This window comes from Sphingosinicella xenopeptidilytica, from assembly GCF_042676985.1.
GTDB lineage: Bacteria > Pseudomonadota > Alphaproteobacteria > Sphingomonadales > Sphingomonadaceae > Sphingosinicella > Sphingosinicella xenopeptidilytica.
In genome coordinates this window covers 475,140-498,800 of sequence record NZ_JBHTIK010000015.1, presented here as the reverse complement: position 1 = coordinate 498,800, position 23,661 = coordinate 475,140, and the positions used below count along the sequence as shown (strand labels likewise).

The 23,661-nt window shown below is 66.6% G+C and carries 19 protein-coding genes; 13 read left to right on the top strand and 6 right to left on the bottom strand.

Annotated elements, in window-relative coordinates; translation table 11 throughout:
* Positions 1-5: 5 nt before the first annotated feature.
* Complete coding sequence (gene gcvA, locus ACFQ00_RS19130; RefSeq protein WP_381494744.1) at positions 6-893, bottom strand: transcriptional regulator GcvA; 888 nt, start codon at positions 891-893, stop codon at positions 6-8.
* A gap of 88 nt (positions 894-981) precedes the next feature.
* Here gcvA and ACFQ00_RS19125 point away from each other — a divergent pair, with 88 nt between their 5' ends.
* Genes ACFQ00_RS19125 through ACFQ00_RS19105 form a run of 5 tightly spaced genes read left to right on the top strand, consistent with a single transcriptional unit; the run spans position 982 to position 6,774 of the window.
* On the top strand, positions 982-1,995 hold the full coding sequence (locus ACFQ00_RS19125) for a 2-oxoadipate dioxygenase/decarboxylase family protein (RefSeq protein ID WP_381494740.1): 1,014 nt from the start codon (positions 982-984) through the stop codon (positions 1,993-1,995).
* 39 nt (positions 1,996-2,034) lie between these two features.
* Complete coding sequence (locus ACFQ00_RS19120) at positions 2,035-3,231, top strand: aspartate aminotransferase family protein (RefSeq protein WP_381494737.1); 1,197 nt, start codon at positions 2,035-2,037, stop codon at positions 3,229-3,231.
* Entirely contained in the window at positions 3,231-4,232 is a 1,002-nt protein-coding gene (locus ACFQ00_RS19115) for an arginine N-succinyltransferase (RefSeq protein ID WP_381494734.1), read from the top strand. Before ACFQ00_RS19120 ends, ACFQ00_RS19115 begins: the two co-directional genes overlap by 1 nt.
* Positions 4,229-5,635, top strand: a complete 1,407-nt coding sequence (gene astD / locus ACFQ00_RS19110) for a succinylglutamate-semialdehyde dehydrogenase (RefSeq protein WP_381494731.1) — start codon at positions 4,229-4,231, stop codon at positions 5,633-5,635. Before ACFQ00_RS19115 ends, astD begins: the two co-directional genes overlap by 4 nt.
* A gap of 26 nt (positions 5,636-5,661) precedes the next feature.
* The gene (locus ACFQ00_RS19105; protein ID WP_381494728.1) at positions 5,662-6,774 is read left to right on the top strand and encodes an S-(hydroxymethyl)glutathione dehydrogenase/class III alcohol dehydrogenase; all 1,113 of its coding nucleotides are present in this window, start codon (positions 5,662-5,664) and stop codon (positions 6,772-6,774) included.
* Here ACFQ00_RS19105 and ACFQ00_RS19100 read toward each other — a convergent pair.
* On the bottom strand, positions 6,771-8,312 hold the full coding sequence (locus tag ACFQ00_RS19100) for a phospholipase D family protein (protein ID WP_381494725.1): 1,542 nt from the start codon (positions 8,310-8,312) through the stop codon (positions 6,771-6,773). The genes ACFQ00_RS19105 and ACFQ00_RS19100 overlap by 4 nt on opposite strands.
* Positions 8,313-8,449: 137 nt before the next feature.
* Here ACFQ00_RS19100 and ACFQ00_RS19095 point away from each other — a divergent pair, with 137 nt between their 5' ends.
* The gene (locus ACFQ00_RS19095) at positions 8,450-9,688 is read left to right on the top strand and encodes an acetyl-CoA C-acetyltransferase (RefSeq protein ID WP_381494721.1); all 1,239 of its coding nucleotides are present in this window, start codon (positions 8,450-8,452) and stop codon (positions 9,686-9,688) included.
* A gap of 14 nt (positions 9,689-9,702) precedes the next feature.
* Positions 9,703-10,479, top strand: a complete 777-nt coding sequence (locus tag ACFQ00_RS19090; protein WP_381494718.1) for an SDR family NAD(P)-dependent oxidoreductase — start codon at positions 9,703-9,705, stop codon at positions 10,477-10,479.
* A gap of 18 nt (positions 10,480-10,497) precedes the next feature.
* Here ACFQ00_RS19090 and ACFQ00_RS19085 read toward each other — a convergent pair whose 3' ends face one another.
* Both ACFQ00_RS19085 and ACFQ00_RS19080 read right to left on the bottom strand, forming a co-directional pair.
* Complete coding sequence (locus ACFQ00_RS19085; protein ID WP_381494715.1) at positions 10,498-11,217, bottom strand: SIMPL domain-containing protein; 720 nt, start codon at positions 11,215-11,217, stop codon at positions 10,498-10,500.
* 140 nt (positions 11,218-11,357) lie between these two features.
* Entirely contained in the window at positions 11,358-11,618 is a 261-nt protein-coding gene (locus ACFQ00_RS19080; RefSeq protein ID WP_374593429.1) for a GlsB/YeaQ/YmgE family stress response membrane protein, read from the bottom strand.
* A 362-nt stretch (positions 11,619-11,980) separates the two neighbouring features.
* On the opposite strand from ACFQ00_RS19080, the gene ACFQ00_RS19075 reads away from it, so the two are divergent.
* From ACFQ00_RS19075 to ACFQ00_RS19065, 3 genes are read left to right on the top strand one after another with little or no spacing between them, the layout of a single operon-like run.
* Positions 11,981-13,150: an efflux RND transporter periplasmic adaptor subunit gene (locus ACFQ00_RS19075; protein WP_381494711.1), complete on the top strand. Its 1,170-nt coding sequence runs from the start codon at positions 11,981-11,983 to the stop codon at positions 13,148-13,150.
* 22 nt (positions 13,151-13,172) lie between these two features.
* Positions 13,173-16,307 carry an efflux RND transporter permease subunit gene (locus ACFQ00_RS19070; protein ID WP_381494708.1) on the top strand — a complete coding sequence of 1,045 codons (3,135 nt, stop codon included), beginning with the start codon at positions 13,173-13,175 and terminating at the stop codon, positions 16,305-16,307.
* Between the two features lie 54 nt (positions 16,308-16,361).
* Entirely contained in the window at positions 16,362-17,564 is a 1,203-nt protein-coding gene (locus ACFQ00_RS19065; RefSeq protein ID WP_381495301.1) for a DUF445 domain-containing protein, read from the top strand.
* Between the two features lie 3 nt (positions 17,565-17,567).
* Here the strand turns inward: ACFQ00_RS19065 and ACFQ00_RS19060 are convergent, their stop codons facing one another.
* Together ACFQ00_RS19060 and pabB are read right to left on the bottom strand one after the other, a co-directional pair.
* The gene (locus ACFQ00_RS19060; protein ID WP_381494704.1) at positions 17,568-18,773 is read right to left on the bottom strand and encodes a pyridoxal phosphate-dependent aminotransferase; all 1,206 of its coding nucleotides are present in this window, start codon (positions 18,771-18,773) and stop codon (positions 17,568-17,570) included.
* Between the two features lie 38 nt (positions 18,774-18,811).
* On the bottom strand, positions 18,812-20,569 hold the full coding sequence (gene pabB / locus ACFQ00_RS19055; protein WP_381494701.1) for an aminodeoxychorismate synthase component I: 1,758 nt from the start codon (positions 20,567-20,569) through the stop codon (positions 18,812-18,814).
* Between the two features lie 48 nt (positions 20,570-20,617).
* Here pabB and ACFQ00_RS19050 point away from each other — a divergent pair, with 48 nt between their 5' ends.
* The 3 genes from ACFQ00_RS19050 (at position 20,618) to rpmF (ending at position 23,646) form a co-directional block, all read left to right on the top strand.
* Positions 20,618-22,603: a S9 family peptidase gene (locus tag ACFQ00_RS19050; RefSeq protein ID WP_381494699.1), complete on the top strand. Its 1,986-nt coding sequence runs from the start codon at positions 20,618-20,620 to the stop codon at positions 22,601-22,603.
* Between the two features lie 33 nt (positions 22,604-22,636).
* Positions 22,637-23,308, top strand: coding sequence for an MBL fold metallo-hydrolase (locus tag ACFQ00_RS19045; protein WP_374593415.1), 672 nt, complete (start codon positions 22,637-22,639; stop codon positions 23,306-23,308).
* A 158-nt stretch (positions 23,309-23,466) separates the two neighbouring features.
* Positions 23,467-23,646, top strand: a complete 180-nt coding sequence (gene rpmF, locus ACFQ00_RS19040) for a 50S ribosomal protein L32 (protein ID WP_184068517.1) — start codon at positions 23,467-23,469, stop codon at positions 23,644-23,646.
* Positions 23,647-23,661: the final 15 nt, after the last annotated feature.

Sequence of the window (23,661 nt, the reverse complement as noted above, 5' to 3'; positions counted from 1 at the left end):
AAGCGCTACGATGACGCGGCCTCGCGCACCACCCAGTCGCGGAAGCGGGCGAGGGCTTCGCTGCCGCCGGTTTCGGGCGAGACGAGATAATAAGCATCGTCGGTGGAGAGCGGCAGATCGAACGGCGAGACGAGCGTTCCGGCGGCGAGTTCGGGTTCGATGAGGAAGCTCGGGATCAGCGCGGCGCCCGCGCCAGCGGCCGCGGCCTGCGCGAGCATCAGGAAATGTTCGAACGTGGGGCCGGGTACGGTGGGCGCTGCCACTCCGGCGAGGCGGAACCAGCGTGTCCATGCGTCCTTGCGCGAGGTCTGGAAGAGCAGCGGCTTGCCGATGAGGTCGGCGGGCGCGGCGAGCGGGTTCGCGGCGAGCCATGCGGGCGCGCAGACGGGAATCGAGGTTTCGCGGAACAGGAAGTCGTGCGCGGCGCCGGGCCAATCAGGGAGGCCGAAGTGGATCGCAGCGTCGAAATCCTCGTCGGCGAAATCGAACGTGTCCGACCGCGCGGCGAAATTGACGACGAGGTCGGGGTGCTCGGCGGTGAAGCGGGGAAGGCGCGGGGCGAGCCATCGCATCCCGAAGCTCGGCAGTGTGGCGATGCTGAGCGCGTTTTCCGGGCCTTTGGTTGCGAGGCGGGCCGTGGCGCGGCGGATGCGATCGAGCGCGGGGGTGATCTCGTCGGCATAAGCGCGGCCATCGGCATTCAACGCGACGCGGCGGCCCGTGCGATCGAACAGCAGCGTTTGCAGCCAGTCCTCGAGCAGCGCGATCTGGCGGCTGACGGCGCTTTGTGTAAGGCCGATCTCCTCGCCTGCGCGCGAGAAACTGCCGTGCCGGGCGGCGGCGGCAAAGCTGGCAAGGGCCCCGATCGGCGGCAGGTGGCGGCGTTCACTCATTCCAAACTCGCATGAACAGATGAAGGCTCCTTGTTTGCCATCTTTGTGTTTTCCTGACAATTGGCGCCGGAACGCAGGGAGTCTTGTCATGTCGAATGCGAATGTAGCCACGATCGAACGGCTGGTGATGGATACGCTGGGGCCGCAGGCGGGTGTGAAAGCGCTCGGCGCGCTTGCCATCGACGCCGCGTTGCTTGCTGAAACCGGCGAGACGGTTTCGCGCGCGGGCTTCGCCATGGCGCTGAATGTGCTGCTGTTCGACGACCTTTTGAAGCGCGTGCCGAGCGGTGCCGCCTACGTGGCGGACACGGTGGCGCGGGGTGAGCGCATCACCTTCGATCACGGCGCGCTGCGCACCATCCGCTTCCGTGAAGGCCCGACCGGCGCGCTCCCCGCCGGGCAAGACGCGTTCCAGCGCATCCTGGAGCCGCTCGGCTATCACGTGGCGGACACGTATCCGTTGCCCGCGCTGCGCATGACTGGGCGTGCCTATTGTCATCGCGATGCGGTGGAAGCGATCCCGCAGTTCTTCGTGAGCGAGCTTCATGTGGAGCGTTTCGACGAGGGCTTCGTGCGCGTCGCCGAGCGCGTGTTCGGCACGACGCGCGATCCGCTGAGCGCCGATGCGCAGGATGTGCTCGCGGCGTTCGCGGCGGACGGCAGCGTGCCTTACCCGGATGCGCTGCACGCGCTGCCTGCGATCCTCGCCTGTTTCGATTGCCACCACGACGCCGTGTCGCTCGGCGACTATGAGGCGCTGCTCGCCCGCTCGGGCGAGGCGGCGTGGATCGCGACCGAGGGTAATGCCTTCAACCACGCGACCGACCGCGTGGCCGATGTCGATGCGCACGCCGCGCGGCTGAAGGCGGAAGGCCGGCCGATGAAGGACAAGGTGGAGGTGTCGAGCACCGGCCGCGTGCGCCAGACGGCATTCCGCGCCGACACCTTCGAGCGCAAGTTCGCGGGCGGCGTGCGCCGCACCGTGCCGGGCTCGTTCTACGAGTTCATCACGCGCGACGTGGACCCCGCCACCGATGGCCTCGACCTGCGCTTCGATAGCGGCAATGCCACCGGTATCTTCGCGATGACGCGCGCCGCGTAACGCGGTAAGCAGCGCCGAACAGTTTTGATGGAGAAGATCATGTCCGATAATTTGCTTGGGGTTTACAGCCGGGCGCCGCTCGCCGTCGATCGCGGCGAGGGGACGTGGCTCTATGATGTCGACGGCAACCGTTGGCTCGACTGCGTGATGGGCATCGCGACCGACGGGCTCGGCCACGCGCACCCGAAGCTGGTCGCCGCGCTGGAAGCGCAGGCGAAGAAGCTGTGGCACGTTTCCAATATCTTCCGCATTCCGGGGCAGGAGGCGCTGGCGCAGCGCCTGATCACATCGACGTTCGCGGACGTCGTGTTCTTCGGCAACTCGGGCTCTGAGGCGATCGAAGGCGCGCTGAAGACGGCGCGGCGCTATCATTTCGTGAACGGCGCGCCGGAGCGGATCGATGTGATCGGCTTTGCGGGCTCCTTCCACGGCCGCACCTATGCGGCGGTGAACGCATCGGGCAACGCCTCTTACCTCGAAGGTTTCGGGCCGCGGCTTCCGGGCTATGTGCAGCTGACGCTCGACGATGAAGCCGGCATTGCCGAGGCGATCGCGCGCCCGACGACGGCGGCGGTGATCGTGGAGCCGGTACAGGGCGAAGGCGGTGCACGGGCGCTGACCGGCGAATGGCTGAAGCGCGTGCGCGACCTCTGCACGCAGCACGGCGTGCTCCTGATCTATGATGAGGTGCAGAGCGGCATGGGCCGGACCGGCAAGCTCTTCGCGCACCAGTGGTTCGAAGGCGTCGAGCCGGACATCATGGCAGTCGCCAAGGCGCTCGGCGGCGGTTTCCCGGTCGGCGCGTTCCTTGCGACCAAGGAAGCGGCGAAGGGCATGGTCGTCGGCACGCATGGATCGACGTTCGGCGGCAATCCGCTGGCGATGGCCGTGGGCATCGCGGCGTTCGACGAGATCGCCAAGGAAGAGACGCTGGCGCACGCCCGCGCGATCTCGGCCGAACTCGTCCAGCAACTGAATGCACTGAAGGACAAGCACAGCGACCTCATCCTCGAGGTGCGCGGCAAGGGGATGCTGATCGGCCTCAAGCTCGTGCCCAACAACCGCGAGTTCATGGCGCTGGCGCGCGATCACGGCATCCTCGTCGCGGGCGGCGGCGAGAACTGCGTGCGCCTGCTGCCGTCGCTGCTCCTCAGCAGCGAAGAAGCGGCGGAAGCCGTGAAGCGGCTCGACGCGGCGTTCGCCGACGCGCGGACGCGCCTCGCCAAGGCGGCCTGATGCTGGTGATCCGGCCGGCGCGGTCGGCCGATCTTGATGTGATGATGGAACTCGCGGTGCTTTCGGGCCGCGGGTTCACCAGCCTGCCCGAGGACGAGGCGACGCTTTCCGCGCGCCTCGCACTCGCCGAGGCGAGCTTCACGGGCGCCATCGCACCGGCCGAGGCATGGTACACGATCATGCTGGAGGACACCGAGACCGGCCGTGTCGAGGGGCTGGCCGGGGTGCGCGCGGCCGTAGGGCTGAAACGCCCGCATTTCTCGTTCCGCGTGATGACGCTCGCGCAATATTCGTCGGCCATCGGCACGCGCTTCGATCACCAGGCGCTGGTGCTGGTGAACGAGTGCGGCGGCTGGACCGAGGTCGGCTCGCTGTTCCTGCGCCCCGAGCGGCGGAGCGGCGGCGCGGGCAGTCTGCTCGCGCGCTCACGCTACATGCTGATTGGTGCCGAGCCGACGCGCTTTTCGCACACGATCATGGCGGAGCTGCGCGGGTGGTTCGACGAGACCGGCCATTCGCCGTTCTGGGAGGGCGTCGCCTCCAAGTTCTTCCGTCTGCCGTTCGAGGAGGCGGACCGCATGGTGATGTCCACCGACGGCCAGTTCATCCTCGACCTTGCGCCGCGCCACCCGATCTACGTCGACCTGATCGACAAGGATGCGCGCGAGGCGATCGGCCGCGTGCACCGCGACGGCGAACCCGCGCTGACGCTGCTTGAAAAGGAAGGCTTCGAACGCTCGGGGCTCATCGACATCTTCGACGGCGGGCCGACGATGACCTGTTCGGCGGACGAAGTGGCGACGATCCGCGCGACGCGGACGCTTCGGCTCGAAATTGGCGATTCGGGCGAGGTACAGGCGCTGCTCTCGACGACGCAGATCGACGGGTTCCGATCGGTGCGCGCGGCGGCGGGTATCGGCGAGACCGCCGTGACGATCAGCAAGGAGGCCGCCGACGCGTTGAAGCTGAGCAGCGGCGATCCGGTGAGGGTGTCGGCATGACGATTTTTCGTTCGATCGATCCGGCCACGGGCGAAACCGTTTGGGAAGGCCCGGCCGCGAGCGCGGACGACTGCAATGCCGCGATTCGACGTGCGCGCGCCGCGCTCGGCGCGTGGCGGGCGAGCCCGGTGGATGAGCGGATCGCGCTTGCGCGGCGCTATGCCGAGGTGCTGGCCGCCCGCAAGGCGGAGCTTTCGCGGCTGATTTCGCGCGAGACGGGCAAGCTCCTGTGGGAAACCGAGGCCGAGATCGCCTCGATGATCGGCAAGGTCGAGGTGTCGATCCGCGCGTTCGGCGAGCGCACAGGCGAGCGGACGGCGGACATGCCGTTCGGCCGCGCCGTGCTGCGCCACCGGGGCCATGGCGTAATGGCGGTGCTTGGGCCGTACAATTTCCCCGGCCACTTGCCGAACGGACACATCATTCCGGCGCTGCTCGCGGGCAATACGGCGGTGTTCAAGCCATCCGAGATCACGCCCGCCATCGGCGCGGCGATGGTGGCGGCTTGGGCGGAAGCGGGGCTGCCGGACGGCGTGCTCAATCTCGTGCAGGGCGCGCGGGCGACCGGCGAGGCGCTGGTCGCGGGTGATATCGACGGACTGTTGTTCACGGGATCGGCGGGCGCGGGCGCGGCGCTGCGGCGCGCGTTGATCGACCGGCCGCACGTGAGCCTCGCGCTCGAACTCGGCGGCAACAATCCGCTGGTTGCGTGGGATTCACCCGAAGCGGCGGCGTCGATCATCGTGCAGTCGAGCTTCGTCACCACCGGCCAGCGCTGCTCGTGTGCGCGGCGGTTGATCGTGCCCGAGGGCAAGGTCGGTGACGCGATCGTCGATGCGGTCGATGCGATGGCCGGGCGGCTGCGCATCGCGGCGTGGGACGAAGCGGGTGCCGCGTTCATGGGGCCGCTCGTTTCCGATGCGGCCGCGCTTGGTGCGCGTACGGCGGCGGACGGCATCGTCTCGCGCGGGGCGAAGGTGATTCGGCCGTTCGAAGGTATCGATGGGCGTTCGGCTGCGTTCGTGACGCCCGCGATTTTCGACGTGACCGGCATCGAGGTGCCGGACGCCGAGATCTTCGCGCCCGTCGTGCAGGTGATCCGCGTGCCGGACTTCGACGCGGCGATGCGCGCGGCGAACAACACCGTGTTTGGACTCTCCGCCGGGCTCATCAGCCAAGACCCCGCGCTGTGGGCACGTTTCGTTGAGGAAAGCCGCGCGGGCGTGGTCAATCGCAACCGCCCGACGACAGGCGCTGCCGCCAATATGCCCTTCGGCGGACTCGGAGCCTCTGGAAATCATCGCCCAAGTGCGTATTACGCAGCGGACTATTGCGCGTACCCGATCGCCAGTTTCGAGGCGGAAGGGGTTGGCGCAGTGGAGGTTCCCGGCTTAGACGGGTGACCAATACGCTGACGGAGGGGTGATATATGAAGACGCGCGCGGCTGTGGCTTTCGAGGCGAAGAAGCCTCTTGAGATTGTGGAACTCGACCTTGAAGGCCCGAAGGCGGGCGAGGTTCTGGTCGAGATCATGGCGACGGGCATCTGCCATACGGACGCATACACGCTCGACGGCTTCGACAGCGAGGGCATTTTCCCGAGCGTGCTTGGCCATGAGGGCGCGGGCATCGTGCGCGAGGTGGGGCAGGGCGTCACCAGCGTGAAGCCGGGCGACCATGTGATCCCGCTCTACACGCCGGAATGCCGCCAGTGCAAAAGCTGCCTTTCGGGCAAGACCAACCTCTGCACCGCGATCCGCGCCACGCAGGGCAAGGGTCTGATGCCTGACGGCACGACGCGCTTCTCCTACAAGGGCCAGCCGATCTTCCACTACATGGGTTGCTCGACCTTCTCGAACTTCACGGTTCTGCCCGAGATCGCGCTCGCCAAAATCCGCGAGGACGCGCCGTTCCAGTCGAGCTGCTACATCGGCTGCGGCGTGACGACCGGCGTCGGCGCGGTCATTAATACGGCCAAGGTGCAGGTCGGCGACAATGTCGTCGTGTTCGGTCTGGGCGGCATCGGCCTCAACGTGCTGCAGGGCGCGCGGCTGGCGGGCGCCAACAAGATCATCGGCGTGGACATCAATCCCGATCGCGAGGAATGGGGCCGCCGCTTCGGCATGACGGACTTTCTCAATTCCAAGGGGATGAGCCGAGAGGATGTCGTCGCAAAGATCGTCGCGATGACCGATGGCGGCGCGGATTATACCTTCGACGCAACCGGCAATACCGAAGTGATGCGCACCGCGCTCGAAGCCTGCCATCGCGGCTGGGGCACGAGCATCATCATCGGCGTGGCCGAAGCGGGCAAGGAGATCGCGACGCGGCCCTTCCAGCTCGTCACCGGGCGCAACTGGCGCGGCACTGCGTTCGGCGGCGCCAAGGGCCGCACGGATGTTCCCAAGATTGTCGATATGTACATGGCCGGCAAGATCGAGATCGATCCGATGATCACGCATGTCATGGGCCTTGAAGAGATCAACAAGGGCTTCGACCTGATGCACGCGGGCAAGTCGATCCGCAGCGTGGTGGTCTACTAAAGCAGCCACTCGATCGGGAGGCGCGAGAGGACCCGGATGGCGAGGCGTTGCAGCCGCGTCGTGCCGGGTTCGAGATCGTGGATTTCGATTTCGTCCCCCTCGTCCTCGCGTTCGATCCAGCGCAGGCGGCCCTTGTCGCTGAGCGTCACTTCGTACGCGGTCATCGGGATCGGGTTTTCGAAGGCGTCCTGCACGTCTGCGGCAAGTTCGGGGCATTCGATGACGAAGCCGAGTTCGGTGTTGAGATGCAGTGAGCGCGGATCGAAGTTGAACGAGCCAACGAAGAGCCGCGCGCGGTCCACCGTGAAGGTCTTGGCGTGCAGCATCGAGCCGCTCGAACGCAGGATCGAGCCGGTGACGGACTTCGCGCCTGAGCCGCCGACGCCGAGCGGCAGGCGGCGCTTCCGGCGCGTGCCAACGCGTGGCCGCCGCATCTCGTAAAGCCGAACCCCGGCACGGATCAGCGCCTCCCTGCGCTTCGCGTAACCCGCGTGGACGATGGCGACATCGGTGGATTCGAGCGCGTTCGTCAGCACGGAAACCTTGATGCTTTCCCGCGAGAGCGCGGCGAACGCTTCGACACCGGCGGCGGTCGGCACGAAATAGGCGGAAACCAGACCCATTTCGCGTGACGGTCGCCCGATCGCTTCCTGCAACTGATCGCTGAGCGACGTGCCGGGCTTCGCCTTGTCGAGCACCTTCGCAGGATCGTCGCTGACCATGCGCACGGGCGCCCAGATGAAGGGCAGCGAGCCGCTCAGCATATCGGTGATGAAGGGCAGGGAGCGGACGGTTTCCACGTAGCTGTGCGCCCTCGGGTCGGCGTGGACGGCGGCCGATCGCTGCGCCAGTTCCTCGAGCTGCTCGATGCCGACCACGGGGAGCACGCGCGTCGCGGGCCATGCCGAGGCGCAGTTCCAGTAGCGGTCGAAGTCGCTGGAGACGTCGTTCACCACCGCGCCGATCGCGAGCACGTCGAGATCGGCGAAGAGGTCTCCGTCGCGCGCGGCGAAATACTCGTCGCCGACGTTGCGGCCGCCGATGATCGTCGCCTGGCTGTCGGCGGTGAAGCTCTTGTTGTGCATCCGCCGGTTGAGGCGCTTGAAATCGGTGAGGTAGCCGAGCGCTTTCGGGCGACGGACGAAGAACGGATTGAACAGCCGCACCTCGATCATCGGGTGGACGTCGAGCGCGGCGAGCAGGTTGTCGAGACCAGCGATGCCGTTGTCGTCGAGCAGCAGCCGCACGCGCACGCCGCGGTCCGCCGCCTCGCGCAGCGCCTCCAGCATCAGCATCCCGGAGAGGTCGCCGCGCCAGATATAGTATTGCACGTCGAGGCTGCGCTCCGCGGCGCGCGCGAGAAGGATGCGCGCGGCGAAGGCCTGATGCGCGTCGGCGAGCAGGTGGATGCCGGAAAGGCCGGGCCTTGCCGCGGCCTCCTGCTCGATACTGCGCCCGAGCCGCGTATCTTCGGTGTCGAACAGCGCCTCGCTCTGGAGGCGCGGTTCAAGGGGCGGCAGGCGTCTGAACCGGCGCACGATCTCTCCCAGCGTTTTCAAGGGCGAGCGTGGCCCAAAGCGGCAGGCGATGCAAACAGGCTGTGAGTTTGAAGCGGTATCCGGGCGCCCGCGCTTTCCTCTAGAGCGGCGCGGAAAGACGAAAACAGGAGACGCATATGCCCGAAGCACTGATCATCGACGCCGTGAGGACGCCGCGCGGCATCGGCAAGGTCGGGAAGGGGGCGCTTGCCGATATCCACCCGCAGCAGGTGGGGGCGACCGTGCTGAGGGCGCTCGCCGAGCGGAACGATCTCAACACCGCTGAGGTGGACGACATCATCTGGGGCACCAGCTCGCAGACCGGCCCGGCGGCGGGCGATCTCGGCCGCATGTCGGCGCTCGATGCCGGGTACGACATCCGCTCCTCGGCGGTGACGCTGGACCGCTTCTGCGGATCGGGCATCACGACGGTGAACATGGCGGCGGCCTCGATCATGTCGGGCATGGAGGACTGCGTGATCGCGGGCGGCACCGAGATGATGTCGCAGACGGGGCAGGGCGTCTCGGCCGATGCCTCCCGTACGATGGACCGCGGCAACCGGCGCCTGCGCGACCGGCATCCGCAGCCGCACCAGGGCGTCTGCGCCGACGTGATCGCGACGCTGGAAGGTATCAGCCGCCGCGATCTCGATACGCTCGCCGTCGTCAGCCAGCAGCGCGCCGCGGCGGCCATCGCGGGCGGGCATTTCGACAGAAGTCTCGTCCCCGTCTACCGCGAGGATGGCAGCCTTGCGCTCGATCGGGAGGAGTTTCCGCGCGCCGGCACGACGCTCGAAAGCCTGTCGCAGCTCCAGCCCGCGTTCACGCGGCTGATCGACATGCCGCTCGATAAGGAGGGGCTGACGTATCGCAGCCTTGTCCGCCAAGCCTACCCTGACCTTGAGATCGAGCACGTGCACCACGCGGGCAACTCGTCGGGCGTCGTCGACGGCTCGGCGGCGCTGCTGCTCGCCTCGCCGGCCTACGCGGCGAAACGGGGCCTGAAGCCGCGCGCCAAGGTGGTGGCGATGGCGAACATGGGCGATTCCCCGACGCTGATGCTGAACGCGCCGGTTCCGGCGGCGAAGAAGGTACTGGCGAAGGCCGGGCTCACCGTGGACGATATCGACCTTTTCGAGATCAACGAGGCATTCGCGGTCGTTGCCGAGAAGTTCATCCGCGACCTGAAGCTCGACCGCGATCGGGTGAACGTCAATGGCGGCGCGATGGCGCTCGGCCACCCGATCGGCGCGACGGGATCGATCCTGATCGGTACGATCCTTGACGAGCTGGAGCGGCGCGACCTGAAACGCGGTCTCGTCACCATGTGCGCAGCGGGGGGCATGGCGCCCGCGATCATCATCGAACGCGTCTGATAGGGAGAGACATCATGGGTATACCCGCACTTTTCGATCTGACCGGCAAGGTCGCCGTCATCACCGGTTCCTCGCGCGGCATCGGCAAGGCGATCGCGCACCGCATGGCGGAACACGGCGCGAGCGTCGTCGTCTCCAGCCGCAAGCAGGAGGCGTGCGACGAGGCCGTTGCCGAGATCAACGCCGCCGTCGGTCGCGACGCGGCGATCGCCATCCCCGCCAATATTTCCGTGAAGGAAGAGCTTCAGGCGCTGATCAGCGCCGCCACGGCGAAGCTCGGCAAGATCGACATCCTCGTTTGCAACGCCGCCTCGAACCCGTATTTCGGCCCGATGGCGGGGATCGCCGACGACCAGTTCACCAAGATCCTGCACAACAACATCGTTTCGAACCACTGGCTGATCCAGATGGCCGCGCCGCAGATGGTCGAGCGGAAGGACGGGGCGATCATCGTCATTTCGTCGATCGGCGGCCTCAAGGCCTCGACGATGATCGGCGCCTACAACATCTCGAAGGCGGCGGACCTGCAGCTCGTGCGCAACTACGCCGCCGAATATGGCCCCGCCAACGTGCGCGTGAATGCGATCTGCCCCGGCCTCATCAAGACCGATTTCGCGAAGGCGCTGTGGGATGATCCCGAAATCCTGAAGCAATCCACTGCGCACTCGACGCTACAGCGCATCGGCGAGCCCGACGAGATCGCGGGCATGGCGGTGCTTCTCGCGTCGAAGGCGGGCGGCTTTGCAAGCGGGCAGGGCTTCGTGATCGACGGCGGTGCGACCGTCGTCTGAAGCCCTGCCCGGCGCGTTCTACTGAAGCTCGAACACCACCGTGACGGTGACGTTGGTGCCGACCTCGCCCGCCTCGACCGGCGGTGCGGCGGCCGCATCAGCGGCTTCGGCGCGGACCATCATCTTGGGCATCGGATAGGGCGGCTGGTAACCACCGCCTTCGCTGATCGAGACGATGCGCTTCACGCGGAGGCCTGCTGCGCCCGCATAGAGATCGGCGCGCGAACGGGCCTTCTTGATGGCATCGAGCCGGGCTTCGTTCGTGGCGTCCTCGGGCTTGTCGAGGCCGAACGTCGGCCCGTTCACCTGGTTTGCGCCTTCGGTTACGAGCGCGTCGATCACATCGCCCGCGCTCGCGAGCTTGCGCAGCTTCACGGTGACGGTGTTGGCCGCCTGATAGCCGATGAGCTGCGGGGGCTTGCGCTCCTCGTAGCTGTATTGCGGATTGAGGTTGATGTTCGATGTCTGGATGTCGCGCTCGGCGATACCGGCCTTCTTGAGCGCGGCGACGACGCGGGTCATCTGGCTATTGTTGGCAGTGAGCGCGGCGCGCGCTTCGGCCGCTTGCGTGACGACGCCCGCCGAAATGATGGCGATATCGGGGACGCGGGTGCTCTCGCCGGTCGCTGTCAACGACAGCAGGGTTTCGGCGGGGACGCTCGGCGCCGTCTGCGCCGAGACCGGAGTCGCGGCGGTGGCGGCGAGTGCGCCGAGGGCGAGAAGCGTTGCAGTACGCATGTGTTTCATTCCTTTCGTTTTCCGCCCCAACGGATCGGCGGCGGACAGGTCGCCCTATCCGCCGCCTGACATGAACCGAAGTTGAAAAGCTTAGACAGCGATTCACGTTTCAGGCTGATCCAGCCTGAAACGATCGCGGTCTAGGCCTGCCGGGACTTGACCAGGCGGTAGATCCACAGAAGCAGAACCGCGCCTGCCGTGGCGATCAGGATGTTGATGAGATTGCTGTTCGCACCGCCAACACCCAGCAGACTGCCGATATAGCCGCCGAGAAGGCCGCCGGCGATGCCGATGAGGATGGTGACGATGATGCCGCCGGGGTCCTTGCCCGGCATGATCCACTTCGCAAGCGCGCCGGCGATGAGGCCGACGACGATCCAACCGAGAAAACCGTAGTCCATCTGCTCACTCCTCCTGTTTTCGGAAAAAACCGTAGATGTCCCTCACGTTTCCTGCGGGCGGCCCCGGTGGTTGATACTGACCGGGCGATCCGCGAACGCACTCTCGTCGTGCGTTCGTCGATGATAAAATCCGTTTATCGAATAGCTGTCGAGCGCAAACTTGGTGTGGAGTCTACGCAACTTAGGCTGAAATATTCGGTTCTTGGCTCGTTTGACTGCCGAAAACGTGCTAATTGCCGCCAACTTTTCATCTTTTCGAGCGATCTCGAACTTCCCGTGTCGTCATGCGGACCTTGCGCTAACTGACTTATTCGGGTAATACACCCTTCGATACAAAACAGGCTCAGTCACTGGCGATGAACATGCACCAACCTGTCGATAGCTCCTTCAAGAGCAGCGTTTCCCGGTCGTGGGCGTCGGCCGGTGATGGTCGTCGTCGCCGTCTGCTGATCCTTGCGGCGATCCTTGTCGCGGCGGCCGGCGCAGCGTGGCTGATCTTCGGCGGCGGCGCAGAGGCGCCCGCCGAGAACCCGGATGCCGGACGCCCCTCCATCACGGTGATCGTGCCGGGCACGACGCAGATCGCGGACAGCGTGACGGCGGTGGGCAGCATTGCCGCGCGCCGCGACATGCCGGTCGGCGTGCAGGGCGAGGGCGGGGCGGTTGTCGCGGTTCTCGTCGATGCCGGCGACTATGTGCGGAAGGGTCAGGTGCTGGCGCGCATCGACCGCTCGGTGCTTGAGCAGGAAGTGAGCCAGTTGCAGGCTTCCGTTACGCGGGCCCGCGCCGATGCGGCGCTTGCGCAGTCCGAACTCGATCGAGCGCAGTCGCTGGTGGCGCGCGGGTTCATCTCGAAGGCAGACATTGAACGGCGCACGGCCACGCGTGACGGCGCCAACGCTGCCGTGGGCGTCGCCGCCGCGCAGCTTCGGGAATCGCAGGCGCGGCTCGGGCGGCTCGATATCCGGGCGCCGGAAGCCGGTCTCGTCCTCGAGCGCAACGTCGAGCCGGGGCAGGTGGTGAGCTCCGGCAGCCCCGCTGTGTTCCGCATGGCGCAGGACGGCGCGATGGAAATGCGCGCGCTTGTCGCCGAACAGGATCTCGCCGGCATCACGACCGGGCAGTCGGCGACGGTGCAGATGGTCGGTTCGCAGACCGCCTACGCAGGCCGTGTCTGGATGGTGGAGCCGGTGATCAACCCGCAGACCCGCCAGGGCCTCGTTCGCATCGCACTTTCGGGTGATCGCGCTCTGCGCCCCGGCGGCTTCGCCTCGGGCAAGATCGAGGTGGGCAAGGCCGACCGGCCGCTGCTGCCCGAATCCGCCGTGATGGGCGATGCCGAGAGCAGCTACGTCTTTGTCGTGGCGAAGGACGGCACGGTCGAGCGCCGCGACGTCAAGGTCGGCGCGGTCTCTTCGGCCGGTGTCGCGATTTCGAGCGGCCTTTCCGGCAAGGAGCAGGTCGTGCAGTCGGCCGGCGCCTTCCTCAATCCGGGCGAGAAAGTCAGCCCGGTTCTGCACAAGCCGCAATAAGCGGCCGACAGGAAGCGAAACGATGCGGAATATCTCGTCCTGGTCGATCCGGAACCCGGTTCCGCCGATCGTGCTGTTCGTGGCGCTGACGCTGGCGGGTATCGTCAGCTTCATCCGCATGGACATCAACAACAACCCGGACGTCAGCTTTCCGATGGCGCAGGTGATCATCACCCAGCCGGGCGCTGCGCCTTCGGAAATGAAGACGCAGATCACCCAGATCGTCGAAGCCTCGGTGCGGAACGTGAGCGGTGTCGACGAGATCACCTCGTGGGTGACCGAAGGCACATCGACGACGATGGTGCAGTTCGACATCGGCACGCCGATCGACCGCGCCGTGAACGACGTGCGCGACGCGGTGCAGAAGGTTCGCGGCGACCTGCCGCAGGGCATTCTCGAACCGCAGGTGGTGCGCGAGGATATCGACGGCGTGCTCGCCTACTGGACCGTGCAGTCGGTGGACATGACGCTCGAGCAGCTGTCGTGGTTCGTCGACAACGTCGCTTCGAAGCGGCTGCTTTCCGTGCCCGGCATGGCGGTGGCGAGCCGGGGCGGCGGCGTATCGCGCGAAATCCGCGTCGAGCTCGATCCGATGAAGCTGCAGGCGCAGGGTATCACCGCCGCGCAGGTGAACCAGCAGCTCCGCCAGCTCAACCTCAACGCCACCGGCGGGCGCGCCGAGATCGCGGGCGCGGAACAGTCCGTGCGCGTGCTCGGCAACGCGGCCGACGCTGCGGCGCTCGGCGCGACGCAGCTCAGCGTCGGCGGGCGCACGCTCAGGCTTTCCGACGTCGCGAACGTGCGCGATTCCTACGGCGAGCAGCGCGGCCTCGGTCTGATCGACGGGCGGCAGGTGGTGAGCATCCGCCTTGCGAAGGCCAAGGGCTCGTCCGACGTCACGGTCTACAAGGACGCGCTCGAGGTTCGCGACCAGCTCGCCAAAGAGTATCCCAAGGTGAAGATCACGCCGATGTTCACCACGGTGAAGTATACCGAGCAGCAGTATGAAGCCTCGATGGCGGCGCTGCTGGAAGGTGCCGTGCTGGCCGTGATCGTGGTGTTCCTGTTCCTGCGTGACTGGCGCGCCATGCTGATCTCGGCGACCGCCATTCCGCTTTCGGCGATCCCGGCGTTCTGGTTCATGGACCTGATGGGCTTCACGCTGAACGGCCTGTCGCTGCTCGCGCTCAGCCTTGTCGCCGGTGTGCTCGTCGACGACGCGATCGTGGAGATCGAGAACATCGTGCGTCACATGCGCATGGGCAAGACCGCCTATCAGGCCTCCATGGATGCGGCCGACGAGATCGGGCTCGCGGTCGTGGCGACAACCTCCGCGATCGCCGCGGTGTTCCTGCCGGTCGGCCTGATGGGCGGCGTTACGGGTCAGTTCTTCAAGCAGTTCGGGCTGACGGTCGTCGTCGCCGTGCTGATGAGCCTTGCCGTCGCGCGCATGATCACGCCGCTCATCGCCGCCTATTTCCTGAAGGCACAGGGCGAGCAGAACCACGGCGACGGCCCGATGATGGACCGTTACCTCGCGCTTCTGCACTGGTCGCTCGATACACGGAAGGCCGAGAAGGCGCGGACACGGCAGGATTGGAAGCGCCACTTCTGGCGCTTTGCCGATCACCGCGTCTGGGTGATGGGGATCGGCGTGGTGGCGCTGCTGCTCACGGTCGTGTCGTTCGCGACGCTGCCGTTCACCTTCCAGCCCGAATCCGACCAGGATTCGACCCAGCTCAAGATCGAGATGGTGCCGGGCACCACGCTCGAACAGACCCGCGCCGTTGCCGAGCGCGCGAATGCCGTACTTCTGAAGGAGCCGGAAACGCAGCTCAGCTACATCGATATCGAGCAGCCGGGCTCGGCGATGATCTACACGCAGCTTAGCGATAAGCGGAAGCGTTCGAGCATCGAATATCAGAAGCAGCTGACGCCCGAACTGCAGAAGATTCCCGACGCACGCATCACCTTCCAATCGATGGACGGCTGGAGCGGCGGACGCGACGTGACGGTGATGATCGCCGGCGACGACAGCGAGCTGCTGCACGATACCGCGCTGAAGATCGTGGGCGAGATGCACGCGCAGAAGATGTTCGTCGCGCCGCGTGTGGAGGGCGATCTGCAGCGCCCCGAGATCGTCATCTCGCCGCATTTCGATCTTGCGGCGGAGCTTGGCATCACCACGGCGGACCTCAGCGAGACGATCCGCATCGCCACCATCGGCGACATCGACCAGAACGTCGCCAAGTTCTCGCTCTCCGACCGGCAGATTCCGATCCGCGTCGTGCTGCCGGCGGATTCACGCAAGAACATCGCCACGATCGAGAACCTGCCGGTGCCGACATCGAGCGGCGGATCGGTGCCGCTGAAGGTCGTCGCCGATATCGGCTTCGGGGCGGGTCCGTCGATCCTTCGGCGCTACAACCAGCGCGACCGTATCGTCGTCGGCGCTGATCTTGCCGAGGGCTATGTGAAGGGCGAAGGCTTGAAGGTGGCGTTTGCGCTGCCCACCCTGCGTAACCTTCCGGCAGGTGTGGAGCGCGTCGAGTTCGGCGAATCGAAGATGCAGGCCGAGCTGGTCACGCAGTTCACCGTCGCCGTCGTTTCGGGCATCCTGCTCGTGTTCGCGGTGCTCGTGCTGCTCTACAAGCGCATCATGCCGCCCTTCGTGAACATGGGGTCGCTGCTGCTCGCGCCGCTCGGCGGCGCGGTCGCGCTTCACCTCACGGGGCAGGTGATCTCGATGCCCGTGCTGATCGGCCTCTTGATGTTGCTCGGCATTGTTGCGAAAAACTCCATCCTGCTCGTCGATTTCGCGATCGAGGAGATGAACAAGGGTGTGGACAAGGTGACGGCGATCATCGACGCAGGTCACAAGCGCGCGCAGCCCATCGTGATGACCACGGTGGCCATGGCCGCGGGCATGTTGCCGACGGCGCTTTCGCTTACGGGCGACGGCGCATGGCGCTCCCCGATGGGTATCACCGTGATCGGCGGGCTTATCCTGTCGACGCTTCTGACGCTGGTTATCGTTCCCGCGGGCTTCAGCCTTGCCGATGACTTCGAGCGCTGGCTTGGCGCGAAGTTCGGCAAGCTCCTGACGCACGACCATCCGGGCAAGCCGGCAACGGCGCCCGCTGCCCCCGCCGAGTAGGACGGGACGATCGGTCCAGCGCGCACCTGGGTGACCGCCGACCCGGCACGGCACATGAAGATCGTGGCGACGGGAATGCTGCTGCTGATGGCGGCGGTGTTCGTTGCGGCGCGTCTGCTCGGCGAGACATATGTCTGGGCGCCCTACGTCGAATCCTTCGCCGAGGCGGCAATGGTGGGCGGACTTGCCGATTGGTTCGCGGTGACGGCGCTGTTCCGCCATCCGCTTGGCCTGCCGATCCCGCACACCGCGATCATCCCGAAGAACAAGGATCGGCTCGGCGACAACCTCGCCACGTTCCTGAAGACGAACTTCCTGAAACCCGCGATCGTCGCGCGCCGGATGCGGGGTGTGGACATGGCGGGCGCCGTCGGGCGCTGGCTCTCCGCGCCGCCCGCCGAAACGCGCCTGAGCGGCAGCATCGGCAAGCTCGGCATCCAACTCCTCGACGCACTCGACAACGAGGCGGTCTCGGGCTGGATACGCGGCGCGATCGGCGGCAACCTGCGGCGTTTCGAACTCGCGCCGCTGATGGGCCGCGTGCTCGACCGCTCGATCGACGAGGGACGGCTGCAGCCGCTCGTCGATTCGGGGATCACGTGGCTCGCGCGCGTGCTCGATCAGAACGAGGGGCTGATCCGCGATCTCGTGGAGGCGCGGACAATGTGGCTGCTGCGCCTTGCCTCGCTCGACGAGCGGCTGGCGAACTCGATCATCGAGGCCTTGCGGCGGCTGCTGAACGAGATGTCGGCCGATCCCGAGCACCCGCTGCGCCTGAAAGTGATGGTGGCGCTGAAGGACCTCGCGTTCGACATGCAGTTCGAATCGGAAACACAGGCGCGCATCGAGACGCTGAAGCTCGAAGTGATCGACAATCCCGAACTCGGCGGTTTCCTCGACGGCATCTGGACGAACGCCAAGGTATCGCTCCGCGCGTCGCTCGCCGATCCCGAGCAGGCGCTTGCCGGGCGCGTCGGGGAGGCCGCGCGGCACATCGGCAAGACCATCGAGAGCGATCCGGCGCTACGCGGCGCGCTCAACAAATATGCGCGGCGCGCGATCGTGGGCGTCGTCGCGGACTACGGCGACGAGCTTGTGCGCATCGTATCGGACACCGTGCGGAGTTGGGACGCGGACACCGTCACCGACCGCGTCGAGGCTGCGGTAGGCCGCGACCTGCAGTTCATCCGCATCAACGGCACGCTGGTGGGCGGCCTTGTCGGCCTCACCATCCATGCCGTCACCGAGCTTCTGTAGGGCTTACGCTGCCTTGAGGGCCCCGCAGGCACGCTGGATGCGCGTGCAGGCATCTTCCAGAAGCTCGGTCGAGGTCGCATAGGAGATGCGGAACGCGGGCGAAACGCCGAAGGCGCCGCCGTGCACCACCGCCACGCCCTCTGCCTCCAGCAGATAGCCCGCAACGTCTTCGTCGGTCGCCAGAGTCGCGCCCGAGGGCGTCTTGCGGCCGATGAGACCCGTGCAGTCCGGATAGACGTAGAAGGCGCCGTCGGGCGTCGCGCACTTGAGGCCGTCCGTCTGGTTCAGCATCGAGACGACGAGATCGCGGCGGCCGCGGAAGGTTTCGACGCGTGCCTTCAGGAAATCCTGCGGGCCGTTCAGCGCCGCTGTAGCCGCCGCCTGCGCGATGGCGCACGGGTTGGTCGTCGACTGCGACTGGATTTTGGCGATCGCCTTGATGAGTTGCGCGGGGCCGCCCGCGAAGCCGATGCGCCAGCCGGTCATCGAATAGGCCTTCGAGGCGCCGTTCACGGTGAGTGTGCGGTCGTAGAGGTCCGGGCAAACGTCGGCGATGGTCGCGAACGCGATGTCGTAGATGATGTGCTCGTACATGTCGTCCGACAGGATCCACACGTGCGGATTGCGGCGCAGCACCTCGCCGAGCGCGGCGATTTCATCGCGCGTGTAGACGGCGCCGGTGGGGTTCGACGGCGAATTGAGGATCAGCCAACGCGTTTTGGGCGTGATTGCGGCTTCGAGCTGCGCGGGCGTGATCTTGAAGCCCGCTTCGATCCCGGCCGAAATGAACACCGGCTTCGCGCCGCAGAACTGCACGATATCAGGGTAAGAGACCCAGTAGGGCGCGGGAACGATCACTTCGTCGCCGGGATTGAGCGTGACGAGCAGCGCGTTGAAGATCGTGTGTTTGCCGCCGACGTTCACGGTGACCTGATCGAGGCCATAGTCGAGGTTGTTGTCGCGCTTGAACTTGCCGCGTACGGCTTCCTTGAGCGCGTTGGTGCCGTCGACGTTGGTATACTTGTTCTGCCCGCCGCGAATGGCGGCAATGGCGGCTTCGGCGACGAAATCCGGCACCGGCATATCAGGCTCGCCCGCGCCGAGACCAATGACGTTCCGCCCTGCCTCTTTAAGCGCTGCGGCCTTCTGCGTGACGACGAGCGTGGGGGAAGGCTGGATGCGCTGGATGGCGTCGGAGAGGAAGGTCATGAAAAGGCTCCGCTTGAGAGGTCGCGGGCCTCTTAGAGTCACTCGCCTGCGGGGGCAACCAGCGCAGCGCGAAAAAGTCCGCGCAAGGCATTTCCGAGCAGGAATCCGCCTTCGAGATCAGCGCGGGAGATGGACGCCTCGCGGGCGCGGCCGGTTTCGAGGAGGTGGCGACGGAGCACGCCCGGAAGGAGGCCGTCCGCCGCCGGGGGCGTGAGGAGCACACCATCCCGCTCGACGAAGAGGTTGGTGAAGCTGCCTTCGGTGAGGCGGCCGTCGCTGCGTTCGAAGATCACCTCGTCCATGCCGGAGGCGCGGCGGGCGGCGTCGTAGAAGGTGCGGTCGCTCGTCTTGTGCGCGAGGCGGGGATCGCCGGGTGTTACCGGCAGCGGCACGATGGCGGCGCGCGCCGAGGCAGGCGGAGAGGGCGGTGGCGTGCAGCTCACCGCAGCCGCGCCACCCGCCGCCAGCACGAGCTTGATGCGTGCGGGCGCTCGGAGCGCGCCGACGGCGGCCTGCAGCAGGTTGCGGACCTCGTGCCGATCGAAGCGGAAAGCGTGCCAAGCGGCGGACTGCTCCAGCCGTTCGAGATGCAGCGGCAGATGGGCAATACCCTCGTCGGGCGTGAAGCCCATCGTTTCGATGAGGTGGAACGGCCGTCCCGACGCGCTGACGAACGCCATCTTCTCTCCGCACTCGCGCCACTCGGACGCAGCATCGCTATCCGCGACAATGCCCGATCCAATGCCCATTGTCGCGGTTTGGTTCCGAATTTCAATCGTGCGGATCGCGACGTTGAAATGCGCGCCGTCGGGGCCGATGGCGCCGATCGAGCCGGTGTAGACCCCGCGCGGTCGCGCCTCGACCGCCTCGATCACCTCCATCGCGCGGATCTTGGGGGCGCCGGTGACAGAGCCGCAGGGGAAGAGCGCGGTGAGAACGTCGAAGGCGTCAAGGCCTTTGCGGAGCTGGGCCTCGACCGTCGTCGTCATCTGGTGGACCGTGGGATAGCGCTCGACCGCGAACGCATTCTTCACCGTTACCGATCCGGCTTCGGCAACGCGCGCGAGGTCGTTGCGGATGAGATCGGTGATCATCAGGTTTTCGGCACGGTTCTTCGGGTCGGCGGCGAGTGCTGCGGCCATGGCGGCATCGTCTGCGGCAAGCGGACGGCGCGGGGCGGTGCCCTTCATCGGGCGCGTTTGCAGCACGCCGCCGGAGAGCGTGAAGAACAGCTCCGGCGAAAAGGACAATATCCATTCGTACCCCGTGAACACGACTGCACCGTGGCCCATGCGCTGCGCGCGGCGCAGCCGGGCGTAGAGCGCAAGCGGATGGCCTTCGATGGCGAGGCGCGTGGGGAAGGTGAGGTTGGCCTGATAGATGTCTCCCGCCTCGATCAGCGCCTTCACCTCGCCGAGGGCGGCGGCGTAGCGCGCCGAGTCCAGACCGGGTTCCGGCGTCGACACGTGTGCCGAGCGCCCGAGCACGCTGCCCAGCAGCGTTTCCGGCGGCATCATCTGCGGCGCATCGAAGACGCCGAACCAGACGAGCGGGGTTTCGGTGCGTCGCTCAGGAATGACGGAAAGGCGCGACTCCAGCGCGTGCCCGGCCTCGTAGGCAAGGAAACCCGCGACGTGGCGACCGGCATCGACGTGATGCCGCAGCGCTGCAAGCGCCGAGCGGACGTCATCCCTGTGTGTCGCCGTGATGATCTCATGTGCGCCGCTGTAGAGCGTGAGCGGCTGCGTTCCGTCGCCGCGCGCGTCGTCGAGCGCCACGAAGGGCGCGCTCGGCATCACGACACCCGTTGCCGGGAACCCGGCGGAATCGGTAGAGTGGGGAAAGTGAAAAAACGAAGCGTCATGGTCCGGGGGTGGTTCTTAGCAGGTCTTGCCGCGCTTGCCGCAAGCCTTCTCCCGCATGATGCCGCCTCAGCTGCCGGGGCGGCCGCTGTCGAGGCGCCCGCGGCGCTCACGGTGAGCGGCGTTCCCGCCGTGCCCGTGACGCTGATGGAGCAGGCGAAGCCCTATCTCGAATACCGCTCGGCGCGGCTGCTCGGCTGGCATCCGCTGCGGCGATCAGTGCTGATCGGCGCGCGTCTCGACGACAATCGCCAGCTTTACGAGGTTGCCGTGCCCGGCGCCGCGCCGCGCCAGCTCACGTTCGGAGAAGAGTCGGTGATCGCCGGGGAGTTCGCGCCGATTTCGGGCGACGTGACGCTGGCGCTCGCGGACCGGCAGGGCGACGAGCAGTACCAGATCTTCCGCGTCGACGCGGGTCGGATGGTGAGCCTGACGGGCGATGACGGACGCAACCTCGGCGTCCGCTGGACGGCGGACGGGAAGCGCATCGGCTATTCGACGACCCGGCGCACCGGGCTCGATACCGATCTCCACATCATGGACCCGCGCGATCCCGCGACCGACCGGCTGGTGATGGAAGGGCGGGGCGGGGGCTGGAGCTTCGCCGACTTCTCGGACGACGGGAAACGCGCGCTCCTCTACAACTACATCTCGGTGGCGATCAGCCGTCTGTTCGAAATCGACCTCGAAACGCGCGTATTGCGTGCGCTGGTGCCGCCGACCGCCGAGCCGTTTGCTTTCGGGTCGGCGCGCTATGCGCCCGGCGGTCGCATTTTCGCCGTCACCGATTTCGGCGCCGAGCACCGCTATCTGGCCGAGATCGACCGCGTGACGGGCCTGCCGCGCAGGCTCAATCCCGAAACCGGCTGGTCCGTCGAGGACTTCCGCGTCGACCCGGAGGGGCGCTTCCTCGCCTACGTGGTGAACGAGAACGGGTTGTCGCGGCTTCGTCTTCTCGATCTCGCGACCGGGCGCCCGCGTGCGGCGCCGCAGCTTCCCGGCGGCATTCTCACCGGGCTGTCGATCGCGCCGTGGGGCGAGGTCGGCTTTTCGCTGACGACCGCGTCCTCGCCGGGCGATGTGTGGTCGTTCGATCCCGACCGGCTCGAACTCACGCGCTGGACGGAGAGCGGCGCGGACCTGCCGCCGGGCGTCGAGCCCGAAATCGTCACCGTGAAGAGCTTCGATGGGCTTCCCGTCTCCGGGCTGCTCTACCGGCCCGATGCGGCCCGCTTTCCGGGGCCGCGCCCGCTGGTGATGGTCTTCCACGGCGGGCCGGAGGGGCAGTCTCGCCCCGGTTTCCTCGGGCGCAGCAACCACATGGTGAACGAACTCGGCGTCGCGCTGTTCTTCCCGAACGTGCGCGGCTCCACCGGCTACGGCAAGCGCTTCGTCGCGCTCGACGACGGGCCGTTTCTCCGTGAGGACGCGGTGCGCGACGTGGGCGCATTCCTGAAACGTCTGCGCCATGATCCGGGCATCGACCGGACACGCATGGCGGTGAGCGGTGCATCCTACGGCGGCTACATGACGCTCGCCGCGCTGATCCGCTACCCGAAGGACTTCCGCGCGGGCGTCAGCATCGTCGGCATTTCCGATTTCGTGACCTTCCTCGAAGGCACCGGCGAATATCGCCGCGACCTCCGCCGTCTCGAATACGGTGACGAGCGCGATCCCGCCGAGCGGCGCAAGCTGAAGGCGATCTCGCCGCTGACACGGGTGGACCGTATCCGCGCGCCGCTGCTGGTCGTGACCGGCGCGAACGATCCGCGCGTGCCGCCCTCCGAAGCCGACCAGATCGTTACGGCGCTGCGCGCGAGGGGCGGGACGGCGTGGCATGTCGTCGCGGCGGACGAGGGGCATGGCTTCGAGAAGAAGCCGAACGCCGACTACCAGTTCCTCGCGACTGTGCTGTTCTGGCAACGCTACCTGCTGGGGACGGTGCCCGATGCCCTCGCAAGCCGTTGACATTCCGCCCTTGCGGGCCTCAATGCTGCCGACATGACCTCTGACACCCGCCCGCTGGCCGCCGCGATCGTTCCGGTCACGCCGCTGGAGCAGAACTGCACATTGCTCTGGTGCACGCGCACCATGCGCGGCGCGTTCGTCGACCCCGGCGGCGACCTCGACAAGCTGAAGGCGGCGGCGGCGCAGTATGGCGTCACCATCGAAAAGCTGCTCGTCACGCACGGCCATATCGACCACTGCGGGCTCACCGGCGTCCTTGCCGCCGAGCTCGGCGTGCCGATCGAGGGGCCGCATCCCGAAGACAAGTTCTGGATCGATATGGCGAGCAGCGTCGGCCACCAGTACGGCATCACCGGCGCCGCGCCGTTCACGCCCGACCGCTGGCTGAAGGGCGGCGACACGGTAACGGTGGGCGAGCTGACGCTCGACGTCTATCACTGCCCCGGCCACACGCCCGGCCACGTGATCTTCCATCACCCCGAAAGTCGCCTCGCCATCGTCGGCGACGTGCTGTTTCAGGGGTCTATCGGCCGTACGGACTTTCCGAAGGGCAACCACCAGGCGCTCATCGATTCCATCCGCACGCAGCTCTGGCCGCTCGGCGACGACACTGCGTTCGTTCCGGGGCACGGTCCGATGTCCACGTTCGGGCAGGAACGGCGATCGAATCCGTTCGTGGCGGATGCGGTTTTGGCGCGCGCCTGATATAGACGAACCGTGCAACAGAAAGCCCACTTGCATCGCGGCGATGAATCGCTATGTTCGCGCGCTCAACCGAATCCGGCGGGTTTCCGGGGCAATTTGCATTGTCCTGAAAGGTCGGCCGGTTCACGAAAATTCACGTTGAAGGTAACAGGTGCCGCATGGCTGTCCCTAAGAGAAAAACCTCGCCGTCGCGGCGGAATATGCGTCGTAGCCATCATGCGCTCAGCGCCACGACGTTCCAGGAATGCTCCAACTGCGGCGAGCTCAAGCTTCCGCACAACGTGTGTGGAGCCTGCGGCTTCTACAACGGCCGAGAGGTTGTCGAAGCCGGCGCCTAAACCGGTGGACAACGC

Bases quoted from the DNA above. Each gene is read 5' to 3' on its own strand.
- gcvA (WP_381494744.1), bottom strand. From the start codon at position 893: ATGAGTGAACGCCGCCACCTGCCGCCGATCGGGGCCCTTGCCAGCTTT.
- ACFQ00_RS19125 (WP_381494740.1), top strand. From the start codon at position 982: ATGTCGAATGCGAATGTAGCCACGATCGAACGGCTGGTGATGGATACG.
- ACFQ00_RS19120 (WP_381494737.1), top strand. From the start codon at position 2,035: ATGTCCGATAATTTGCTTGGGGTTTACAGCCGGGCGCCGCTCGCCGTC.
- ACFQ00_RS19115 (WP_381494734.1), top strand. From the start codon at position 3,231: ATGCTGGTGATCCGGCCGGCGCGGTCGGCCGATCTTGATGTGATGATG.
- astD (WP_381494731.1), top strand. From the start codon at position 4,229: ATGACGATTTTTCGTTCGATCGATCCGGCCACGGGCGAAACCGTTTGG.
- ACFQ00_RS19105 (WP_381494728.1), top strand. From the start codon at position 5,662: ATGAAGACGCGCGCGGCTGTGGCTTTCGAGGCGAAGAAGCCTCTTGAG.
- ACFQ00_RS19095 (WP_381494721.1), top strand. From the start codon at position 8,450: ATGCCCGAAGCACTGATCATCGACGCCGTGAGGACGCCGCGCGGCATC.
- ACFQ00_RS19090 (WP_381494718.1), top strand. From the start codon at position 9,703: ATGGGTATACCCGCACTTTTCGATCTGACCGGCAAGGTCGCCGTCATC.
- ACFQ00_RS19085 (WP_381494715.1), bottom strand. From the start codon at position 11,217: ATGCGTACTGCAACGCTTCTCGCCCTCGGCGCACTCGCCGCCACCGCC.
- ACFQ00_RS19080 (WP_374593429.1), bottom strand. From the start codon at position 11,618: ATGGACTACGGTTTTCTCGGTTGGATCGTCGTCGGCCTCATCGCCGGC.
- ACFQ00_RS19075 (WP_381494711.1), top strand. From the start codon at position 11,981: ATGCACCAACCTGTCGATAGCTCCTTCAAGAGCAGCGTTTCCCGGTCG.
- ACFQ00_RS19070 (WP_381494708.1), top strand. From the start codon at position 13,173: ATGCGGAATATCTCGTCCTGGTCGATCCGGAACCCGGTTCCGCCGATC.
- ACFQ00_RS19065 (WP_381495301.1), top strand. From the start codon at position 16,362: ATGAAGATCGTGGCGACGGGAATGCTGCTGCTGATGGCGGCGGTGTTC.
- ACFQ00_RS19060 (WP_381494704.1), bottom strand. From the start codon at position 18,773: ATGACCTTCCTCTCCGACGCCATCCAGCGCATCCAGCCTTCCCCCACG.
- pabB (WP_381494701.1), bottom strand. From the start codon at position 20,569: ATGCCGAGCGCGCCCTTCGTGGCGCTCGACGACGCGCGCGGCGACGGA.
- ACFQ00_RS19045 (WP_374593415.1), top strand. From the start codon at position 22,637: ATGACCTCTGACACCCGCCCGCTGGCCGCCGCGATCGTTCCGGTCACG.
- rpmF (WP_184068517.1), top strand. From the start codon at position 23,467: ATGGCTGTCCCTAAGAGAAAAACCTCGCCGTCGCGGCGGAATATGCGT.